This window comes from Streptomyces sp. SID11385 (genome assembly GCF_010548245.1).
Lineage (GTDB): Bacteria > Actinomycetota > Actinomycetes > Streptomycetales > Streptomycetaceae > Streptomyces.
In genome coordinates this window covers 1-8,248 of sequence record NZ_JAAGLR010001189.1, presented here as the reverse complement: position 1 = coordinate 8,248, position 8,248 = coordinate 1, and the positions used below count along the sequence as shown (strand labels likewise).

General features: G+C 73.3%; 11 protein-coding genes. 7 read left to right on the top strand and 4 right to left on the bottom strand.

Annotation, left to right across the window (positions count from 1 at the left end; all coding sequences use genetic code 11):
* The first annotated feature begins 227 nt into the window (after positions 1-227).
* Positions 228-1,499, top strand: a complete 1,272-nt coding sequence (locus tag G3I42_RS36675; protein ID WP_203607809.1) for an FAD-dependent oxidoreductase — start codon at positions 228-230, stop codon at positions 1,497-1,499.
* A gap of 92 nt (positions 1,500-1,591) precedes the next feature.
* Here the strand turns inward: G3I42_RS36675 and G3I42_RS36670 are convergent, their stop codons facing one another.
* Entirely contained in the window at positions 1,592-2,044 is a 453-nt protein-coding gene (locus tag G3I42_RS36670; protein ID WP_164291967.1) for a MarR family winged helix-turn-helix transcriptional regulator, read from the bottom strand.
* Positions 2,045-2,161: 117 nt separating this feature from the next.
* Here G3I42_RS36670 and G3I42_RS36665 point away from each other — a divergent pair, with 117 nt between their 5' ends.
* Both G3I42_RS36665 and G3I42_RS36660 read left to right on the top strand, forming a co-directional pair.
* A complete protein-coding gene (locus G3I42_RS36665; protein WP_164291966.1) occupies positions 2,162-2,893 on the top strand; it encodes an SDR family NAD(P)-dependent oxidoreductase in 732 nt (243 codons plus the stop codon).
* 80 nt (positions 2,894-2,973) lie between these two features.
* Entirely contained in the window at positions 2,974-3,363 is a 390-nt protein-coding gene (locus G3I42_RS36660; RefSeq protein ID WP_164291965.1) for a VOC family protein, read from the top strand.
* Between the two features lie 343 nt (positions 3,364-3,706).
* Here G3I42_RS36660 and G3I42_RS36655 read toward each other — a convergent pair whose 3' ends face one another.
* A complete protein-coding gene (locus tag G3I42_RS36655) occupies positions 3,707-4,270 on the bottom strand; it encodes a TetR/AcrR family transcriptional regulator (protein WP_164291964.1) in 564 nt (187 codons plus the stop codon).
* 145 nt (positions 4,271-4,415) lie between these two features.
* Here G3I42_RS36655 and G3I42_RS36650 point away from each other — a divergent pair, with 145 nt between their 5' ends.
* The 4 genes from G3I42_RS36650 (at position 4,416) to G3I42_RS36635 (ending at position 6,543) form a co-directional block, all read left to right on the top strand.
* Complete coding sequence (locus tag G3I42_RS36650; RefSeq protein WP_164291963.1) at positions 4,416-5,345, top strand: NmrA family NAD(P)-binding protein; 930 nt, start codon at positions 4,416-4,418, stop codon at positions 5,343-5,345.
* Between the two features lie 102 nt (positions 5,346-5,447).
* Complete coding sequence (locus G3I42_RS36645) at positions 5,448-5,681, top strand: hypothetical protein (RefSeq protein WP_239096911.1); 234 nt, start codon at positions 5,448-5,450, stop codon at positions 5,679-5,681.
* Between the two features lie 14 nt (positions 5,682-5,695).
* Positions 5,696-6,067 carry a helix-turn-helix transcriptional regulator gene (locus tag G3I42_RS36640; protein WP_164291962.1) on the top strand — a complete coding sequence of 124 codons (372 nt, stop codon included), beginning with the start codon at positions 5,696-5,698 and terminating at the stop codon, positions 6,065-6,067.
* Complete coding sequence (locus G3I42_RS36635; RefSeq protein WP_164291961.1) at positions 6,064-6,543, top strand: hypothetical protein; 480 nt, start codon at positions 6,064-6,066, stop codon at positions 6,541-6,543. The genes G3I42_RS36640 and G3I42_RS36635 overlap by 4 nt, the downstream gene beginning before the upstream one ends.
* A 15-nt stretch (positions 6,544-6,558) precedes the next feature.
* On the opposite strand, the gene G3I42_RS36630 is transcribed toward G3I42_RS36635, so the two are convergent.
* Together G3I42_RS36630 and G3I42_RS36625 are read right to left on the bottom strand one after the other, a co-directional pair.
* Positions 6,559-7,698: a glycosyltransferase family 39 protein gene (locus G3I42_RS36630; protein WP_164291960.1), complete on the bottom strand. Its 1,140-nt coding sequence runs from the start codon at positions 7,696-7,698 to the stop codon at positions 6,559-6,561.
* A gap of 73 nt (positions 7,699-7,771) precedes the next feature.
* Positions 7,772-8,248 (bottom strand): chaplin (locus tag G3I42_RS36625; RefSeq protein ID WP_164291959.1); only part of this gene is annotated, 477 nt, incomplete at its 5' end.

Here is an 8,248-nt window from a genome sequence, read left to right as displayed (position 1 = left end):
GCGATGACCGCGGCGTGGAGCGCGCACGTCCTCGCCCGCGCGGCCCGCCGCCTCACGACCCGGGCGCGCCCCGCCTCCGGGGAGCGACCGACGCCCGAGGCACGACCGACGCCCGAGGCGCGACCGACGCCCGAGGCGCGACCCGTACCCGAGGAGCCACCCGTACCCGTAGCGCCGCCGTCCCCCGGGGACGGGGCCGACGGCCGGCAGAAAGCGAGCAGCACCGCATGTACGACCTCGTAGTGGTGGGAGCGGGCCCCTACGGCCTGTCGATCGCCGCGCACGCCGCCGCGGCCGGACTGCGGCTGCGCGTCTTCGGCCGCCCGATGGCCTCCTGGCGCGACCACATGCCGCCCGGCATGTTCCTCAAGTCCGAGCCCTGGGCCTCGCACCTCTCCGACCCCGCCGGGCGCTTCGGCCTCGACACGTACTGCGCGGGCGAGGGCATCGACGCGCGGCACGGCACGCCCGTCCCCGTACCGGTCTTCGCCGCGTACGGCCTGTGGTTCGCGCGCCACGCGGTCCCGTGCGGCGTCGACGAACGCCTGGTCAGCCGCGTACAGCCGCTCCCCGGCGGCGGCTTCCGCGTCACGGCGGAGGACGGCGAGAACCTGCTCAGCCGCACCGTCGCGCTCGCCGTCGGCGTCATGCCCTTCACCGACCTGCCGCCCGTCCTCGCCCCGCTGCGCGCCGCCGGGCTCGTGTCGCACAGCAGCGACCACGACGACCTGAGCCGCTTCGCGGGCGGCGACGTGACCGTGGTCGGCGGCGGCCAGGCGGCCCTGGAGACGGCCGCGCTCCTCGCCGAACAGGGCACCCGCGCGCGCGTCCTGGTGCGCGCCCCCGGCCTGTGCTGGAACACCCTCCCGCCGCCGTGGCAGCGCCCCTGGTGGCAGTCCGCGCGCGCCCCGCACAGCGGACTGGGCAGCGGCTGGCGGAACTGGTTCTACTCCGAACTCCCAGGCGTCTACCGCAGGTTGCCCGCCGACTACCGTTCCCGCGTGGCCCGCGCCGCGCTCGGCCCCGCCGGTGCCTGGTGGGTCCGCGAACGCGTGACGCGCGGCGTCGAGGTCGTCCTCGGGCGCGAGGTCCGCCACGCGGCGCCCTCGGGCACGGGCCTGCGGCTCGCGGTCTCGGGCGCGCGCGGGGAGGTCCTGTACACGGACCACGTGATCGCCGCGACGGGCTTCACCCCGGCGGCGAACCGGCTCACCGTCCTCGACGCCGGGACGCGCGCGGCGCTGCGCACGGCGGCGCTGGACGGCTCCCCCGAGGTCGACGCGGGCTTCGAGTCCTCGCTCCCGGGCCTCTTCATGGCGGGCCTCGTCACGGCCGCCTCGTACGGCCCCTCGATGCGCTTCGTGCTGGGCGCGGACTACACGGCCTCCCGCCTGGTGAAGGGCGTCCGCGCCCGCCTGCGCGGAACACCACGCCCCACGCCCCCGCCCGCGCCGCTCCCGCACCCGACGACCGAACGCCGGCAGTTCCTGCGGCGTTAGGCGTGGTCCGGCTCGGCGAAGCCGCCGGGGCGGCGACTTCCGCCGTGCTCGTGTTCACCCTGCTCGTGCCATGTGCGCAGCAGAGGCGTTCCCTACGGTTTCCCGGCGGTGAGCGCGTCTTCGATACGTCGGAGGGCTTCGCTGACGACCTGGACCGTGCCCGGGTCGTCGATGATGCCGTGCAGCGTCCGGTCCCAGTGCTCGTGGAGGAGCCGCAGGTTTCGCCGGGCCTTCTCGGTGGGGTACAGCAGTACGCCGCGGGCGTTGCGCTCGTTCACGACGCGTTCGACCAGGTCCCTCTTCTCCAGGCCGCGCAGTACCCGGCTGAAGTTGCTGGAGGGCAGCCGTACGGCCTCCGAGGCAGCCCCCGCGGAGGTGCCGGGGTGGCGGTGGACGAAGCGCATGACGCTGATCTCAAGGGGAGTGCACGGCTCGAACTCCGGGTCGGTGGGCGGCGGCAGCCTGCGCCCCACGGCGACGATCAGATCGGCCATTTCATGGAGGGGGACCTGCTTGTCGCCGCTCCTGCCGGGGGCATCACTCATGCCCGCGATCCTACATTCCTATTGCGTGATAGCTATCAGGTGATAGCGTTCATCTCCGGGCGTGCGAATGCCTCTGTCGTCGGGGGCACGCGCCCGGAACACGTGGGAAGGACTCTCATGGACATCGACAATGCCGTGGTACTCGTGACCGGAGCTTCGTCAGGTATTGGTGCGGCGACCGCGCGCGCCGCTTCCGCCGCCGGTGCCGACGTCGTGCTCCTCGGTCGCCGGGAGGACCGCCTCCGGGAACTGGCGGCGGAGCTCGGGCGGGCCCTGCCCGTACCGTGCGACGTGACGGAACGGGCCCAGGTGGAAGCCGCCGTACAAGCCGCGATCGACGCGTACGGGCGGATCGACGTGCTGGTGAACAACGCCGGACAGGGTTTGCAGGCCACGGTTGACCGGATCGACCCCGACGACTTCCGGGCCGTCCTGGAACTCAACCTGCTGGCCCCTCTGGTCGTGATGCAGGCCGTGCTCCCGCACATGCGCAGGCAGGGAGCCGGCGCCGTGGTGAACGTCAACTCCGGCATCATCTGGGCGGCACTTCCCGGCTCGGGCGCCTACGCCGCCTCGAAGTCCGCTCTGCAGAAGCTGACCGAGGTCGCCCGCGCGGAACTGCTCGCCGACGGCATCACCGTTTCCTCGATGTTCCCTTCGATCACCGCCACCGAGTTCGCGAGGACCGTCCGTGGCAGCGCCGAGGACGCGATGCGGATGGAGGACGCGAGCGGACTGCCCCCGCAGGCCCCCGAGAGGGTCGCCGACGCGATCCTCGAACTCATCGAGAGCGGGGCGGAACAGGCCGACCTGGTGCCGGTGCGGTTCGGCGGGACCGCGGGCGGCTGAACCGCCGTACTCTCCGCGCGAGGTGAGGAGCACGCGGACGAGCCCACCATCCGTCCCCCGCGCGACTCAAGGAGCAGTCGATGGCACGCGAGCTGAACCACCTCATCGTCCACTGCCGTGACCGGCGGGAGTCCGCCGCGTTCCTGGCCCACCTCATGGACGCGCCCGCCCCGCGCCACTGGGGCGTCTTCTCCCAGGTCGACACCGCGAACGGCGTCGGCATCGACTTCGCCGACAGTCTGGTGCCGCACGATCGCATCAACGAGAGCCACCTCGCCTTCCTCGTCAGTGACGGGGAGTTCGACGCGGTCATGGCGCGCCTGAGGAAGCGCTCCATTCCCTTCTGGCCCGACCATTTCAGGTCGCGTGAAGGCCGGATCAACCACGCGTTCGGCGGCCGCGGCGTCTACACCCTCGACCCCGGCGGCACGGTGGTGATCGAGTGCATCACCGCGCCCTACGACCTGTGACCACGGTCGCCTGAAAACGCGCCGTTCGCGCGGCCGCCCTCCCGGCGGTGTGCCGGGGCACTGCCGGCCGCCGTGTGCGCCGGGCCGCCCCGGCACGATGTCTCCGTGAGGTGAGTGTGCACTCACCCACCTCACGGAACGCTGAGTTATCCACAGGCGCGCCGGTCAGGTGCGGTTCTGTGCCGTTCTCCCGGGTATCGGCTCACCGGAAAGAGTGAGTGTTTGTGCGGGTTTCCCGGAGTTATCCACAGATGTGCGGGGGTGGTCGGTGTGCCTTGCCGATTTGCGGAAGACTTGTATACGGGGCGCCCCCCTGGGAGGGCGGGGGCTGTCCCGGGTCACGTCAGCCCCGCCCACCCCCCGGGCTGATCCCCTCCACCGCCACCCCGAACAACCGCTCCGCCTGCGCCGCCGGGTCCCCGTGGTGCTCCGTGGCCAGCGCGATGCCGACGCCCAGCGTCACCAGGTCGTGCGCGGTGATCCCTGCCGCGACCACCCCGTCCCGCTGGGCGCGGCGCAGCAGCGGGGCGCCGGCGTCCTCCAGGGCGGTGGCGCAGGTGCTCGGGGTGTCGCTCGGGGGCTCGTACGTGAGCGTGTCCGCGAATCCGCGCGCGCTCACCGCGTACGCGATCAGCTCGTGCAGCCAGGTCAGCAGCGCCGCACGGCTGTCCTCGGCCTCCGCCAGCGCCCGCGCCCGTACGTGCAGCGCCTCGATCCGCTCCCGGAAGACCGCCTCCAGGAGGGCCCGCCGGTTCGGGAAGTGGCGGCGCACGGTCGCCGAGCCGACCCCCGCCGTACGGGCGATGTGTTCGAGCGAGGCGTCCGCGCCGCGCTCGGCGACCTCCGCCTCGGCGACGGCGAGGATACGGGCGTAATTGCGCCGTGCGTCCGCACGCTGACCGGTCATGACGTCTCGCTTTTGCTAAGTGGTGGGCCCCGCCGTATCGTACCGGAAGAAGAAACGGCGGGCCCCGCCGTTTCGCTGCCGTGTGCTGCCGGCCGCCCGCGCCACCCGGCCCGTACCGGCCCACCGCTCTTCCGAAGGAGCCCCCATGTCCGCCCAGCTCGCCGCCACCCCCTCCACCCCCTCCACCCCCGTCCTCGTCACAGGCGCCACCGGCCGCCAGGGCGGGGCGACCGCCCGCGCCCTGCTCGCCGCCGGGATTCCCGTCCGGGCCCTCGTGCGCGACCCCCGCGCCGACCGTGCGCGCGACGTCGCCGCGCTCGGCGCCGAACTCGTCACGGGCGACCTCACGGACCGTGCCTCGCTCGACCCGGCGGTCGCCGGGGTCCGGGCCGTCTTCTCCGTGCAGATGCCGCCGATGAGCGAGGCGGGAGTCGACTTCGCCGGTGAACTGGCCCAGGCCACGCACCTGATCGAGGCCGCCCGCGCCGCGCGCGTACCGCAGTTCATCCAGTCCTCGACCAGCGGCGTCGGCACGCACACCGAGATCCCGGGCTGGGGCGAGGGCCCGCTGGCTCCCATGGGGGAGTACTACGCGACGAAGGAGGCGATCATCGCCGAGGTCCGCGCGGCGGGCTTCCTCCGCTGGACGATCATCAAGCCGGCCTTCTTCATGGACAACCTGACCGCGCTCCTCCCCAAGGGTCCCGAGGGCGGCTTCGCCACCGTCCTCCAGCCGGACACCCTCCTCGCGCTGGTCGACCCCGACGACATCGGCGTCGCCGCCGCCCACGCCGTCCAGGACCCCGACCGCTTCCACACCGTCGCACTCGACCTCGCGGGCGACCGTCTCACCATGCGCCAGATCGCCGAGACCCTCTCCGCCCAGTGGGGCATCCCGGTCACCGCCCCCGCCATGACGCTCGAAGAAGCTCTCGCCGCCGGCATGCCCGCCTGGGGCGCCGGCCACGTCATGAACAACGCCGCCCCCCAGCCCGCCCACCCCGAAGCGGCCCACACCCTCGCCGTCCCCACCACCCCCTTCGCCACCTGGTCCCGCAAGCACCTGGCCTTCTGACGCCGGTGTCCGGCCTCCCCCAACTTCCCCGGGATCACCAGGTGTTACGTCACCAGTGCGCACGGTAAGGTCTGCTTCGCGCGAGGTGAGGAAGGCGGCTCGATGGCCAAAAGGTGGGAGCTGTACCGGTCGTCGGTGGGCGCCGAGGTGGTGCAGAAGGAAATCGCCAAGTGCCGCCTGAAGACGCACGAGCTGGGCCGCCTCCACGCGATCATGGGGCGCGCCGCCGAGGGGAGGCTCCTGCCGAAGGACCGCACCTCGCTCGGCGAGGGCCTGTGGGAGTTGCGGCTCAGCTGTGGAGAGCGGATCTTCCCGCCCGGCGATACTCGGGAGTAAGGGAAGGGGCGACCATGGACGAACACCTGGCGGGGCTGCTCGGTCTGGACCCTGGTGACGAGCGGGCCCGTGCCGCCGTTGCCGACGCCGAGGCCGTGATGACGCTCATCGAGACCCTGGTGAAGCATCGCAAGCGGTGCGGCGTCACCCAGAAGCAGGTCGCGCGAAGCATGGAGACGACCCAGTCCGCCGTCTCCGAGTTCGAGCGCCTCGGTGGCGATCCGCGCTTGTCCACGATCATGCGCTATGCCCGCGCGGTCGGCATGAAGGTCAGCCTGATGCCGCACACCGAGAGCCAGTCCGCGCCGGACTCCCCCGCCTGGGAGCCCTTGGCGCACAGCGAGGAGCCCGTCCCCGTCGTGGGACACCGCCGGGGCGTCGCGTGACAGCCGGAACACCGCACGAGGTCTCCTCGCTGGAGGAACTGCAACAACTCGCCGAACTCGTGGACGTCGTCTACTACGAGGTGAGCGGACGCCGCACCGACGGCTTCGACGGCTTCGACCGCCCGGAGGACGGCGAGGAGTGGGACAGCGGCGGTGACCACGCCGACCTCCAGCTCATGCAGCGGATGGAGGGAAACCTCCTGGCGGTACGTACCCGGGCGCTCGTCGAGACCGCGGAAGGCCGCCTCGTCGCCGACGTCGCCGCCCACTTCCGTACCCCCGAGCCGGTCCGTATCCCCGCGGCGATCGCCAAGCGCTTCGCCGCGGTCATCGCGACCCCTGTCACCCGCCCGTACCTGCGCGAAGCGCTCCACCAGTCGGCGGTGAAACTCGGCATCGCCGCCCCCCTCCTGCCGGTGCTCGACCTTGAGGACATCGGGCTCCTGCCCACCCCGGCGGCCCGGAAGACGTCCTGAACACCGCCCTCCCCCCTACGGCGGCCCCGACCCCAGTAGCCAGAACGCTCCGTAGCCCGCCGCCACCGTCGCCGCCGTGGCGATGACGAGCCACGGCACCCAGCGGTGGCGCAGGTGGGACAGGGCGAGGGCCAGGGGGAGGAGGAGGGGGAAGGCGGGGAGGAGGAGGCGGGGTTTGGAGCCGAAGAAGCCGGAGGTGCACAGGGCGAGGAGCAGGACCACGCCCGTGTAGAGGACGAGGGGGAGCGGCTGGCCCTGGCGGATGCCGCGGACGTAGAGCCAGATCAGGGCCGCCACGCCGATGATCAGCCCGACGCCGCCCGCGAAGCCCGGGCCGCTCAGCAGGTCGCCGAGGAAGCGGGCGAAGGCGAGGCCGCCGTCGAAGCCGTTGCCCCAGTCGCCCTGCACGTCGAGGTAACCGAAGACGCCGTGGCCGGAACTGAGCCCCGACCACAGCACGTACCCGGCGGCCCCCAGCGGCGCGAGCACGCACCCGGCCACCACGCGCCACGTGAGGCGCCGTCCCGCCCACGCCGCCCCCCACACCGCGAGCACCACCGCGAGGCCGACCGGCCGCGTCAGCCCCGCCGCTGAGGCGAGCAGCCCCGCCAGGAGCCAGCGCTCCCGCAGGAGCGACCACAGCGACCAGGCCGCGAGCGCCGTGAAGAGCGACTCGCTGTACGCCATCGACTGCACGACCGAGACCGGCAGCACCGCCCACAGCGCCACCGCGAAGAGCGCGGCCCGCTCCCCGTACAGCCGCGCCGCGATCCGGTGGATCGCCCACGCCGCCGCGAGCGAGGCGAGCGCGCTCACGCAGAGTCCCACGTCCTGCGGAGCGAGCCCCGTGAGCCGGTGACCGGCGCTTTCCAGCCACGGCAGGAGCGGGAAGAAGGCCCGGTCCGAGAGCACGCGCCCGTCCGGCGCGGTCAGCGTGAAGCCGTAACCGTGCTCGACGACCCGTACGTACCACAGCGAGTCCCACCGCTCCGCGAGCACCTTGTGCGCGCTGCGCCCCTCGGCGCCCGCCCACACCGCGAGCGTCACGAGGCACAGCACGCGCACGGCGGCGAAGAGCAGCAGGGAGAAGGGGAGGAGGGTGCGCGCCGCCGCCGCCGTCGTCGTCGGCCGCGCGGTCCGTTCGCTCGTGGGCACCGGGCCCCTCACCTCGTTCGTTTCGCTGACCGGCCCGGCCGGGAGTCACCCGCCCGGACCACGTCGAGCGACCCTACCGGTGAGCGGGCACCGCCTTGCGCCGGTAGAGGATCGCACCCCCGACGAGCAGCGCCGCCGAAGCCCCCGCGACCCCCAGCAGCCCCGCGTCCGCGCCGGTCTCGGCGAGCCGCGCCCCCGCGGGACGCGCCTTCGCCCCGTCCTCGTTCCACCCGAAGGACCACGTGCTGCCGCCGTCGTCCGTCTCCGGCGGTACGTGCGCGGGCGGCACGTGGTGCGGCGGTACGTGGTGGGGCGGGCGCGGCGCCGGGTGCTCCGGGGCCGGGGTGCCGTTGCCGCAGCCGTTGCCGAAGGCCGGGTTGAGCAGCGCCACGACGTCCACGGTGTTCCCGCACACGTTCAGCGGCACGTCGAGCGGCGCCTGCACCGCGTTCCCCGAGAGCAGCCCCGGCGAACCGGTCGCCCCACCACGCGCCACCGACGACGTCCCGGCCGACGCTCCCGTGGCGGGCGCCGCGTGCCGACCGCGCGA

Bases quoted from the DNA above. Each gene is read 5' to 3' on its own strand.
- G3I42_RS36675 (WP_203607809.1), top strand. From the start codon at position 228: ATGTACGACCTCGTAGTGGTGGGAGCGGGCCCCTACGGCCTGTCGATC.
- G3I42_RS36670 (WP_164291967.1), bottom strand. From the start codon at position 2,044: ATGAGTGATGCCCCCGGCAGGAGCGGCGACAAGCAGGTCCCCCTCCAT.
- G3I42_RS36665 (WP_164291966.1), top strand. From the start codon at position 2,162: ATGGACATCGACAATGCCGTGGTACTCGTGACCGGAGCTTCGTCAGGT.
- G3I42_RS36660 (WP_164291965.1), top strand. From the start codon at position 2,974: ATGGCACGCGAGCTGAACCACCTCATCGTCCACTGCCGTGACCGGCGG.
- G3I42_RS36655 (WP_164291964.1), bottom strand. From the start codon at position 4,270: ATGACCGGTCAGCGTGCGGACGCACGGCGCAATTACGCCCGTATCCTC.
- G3I42_RS36650 (WP_164291963.1), top strand. From the start codon at position 4,416: ATGTCCGCCCAGCTCGCCGCCACCCCCTCCACCCCCTCCACCCCCGTC.
- G3I42_RS36645 (WP_239096911.1), top strand. From the start codon at position 5,448: ATGGCCAAAAGGTGGGAGCTGTACCGGTCGTCGGTGGGCGCCGAGGTG.
- G3I42_RS36640 (WP_164291962.1), top strand. From the start codon at position 5,696: ATGGACGAACACCTGGCGGGGCTGCTCGGTCTGGACCCTGGTGACGAG.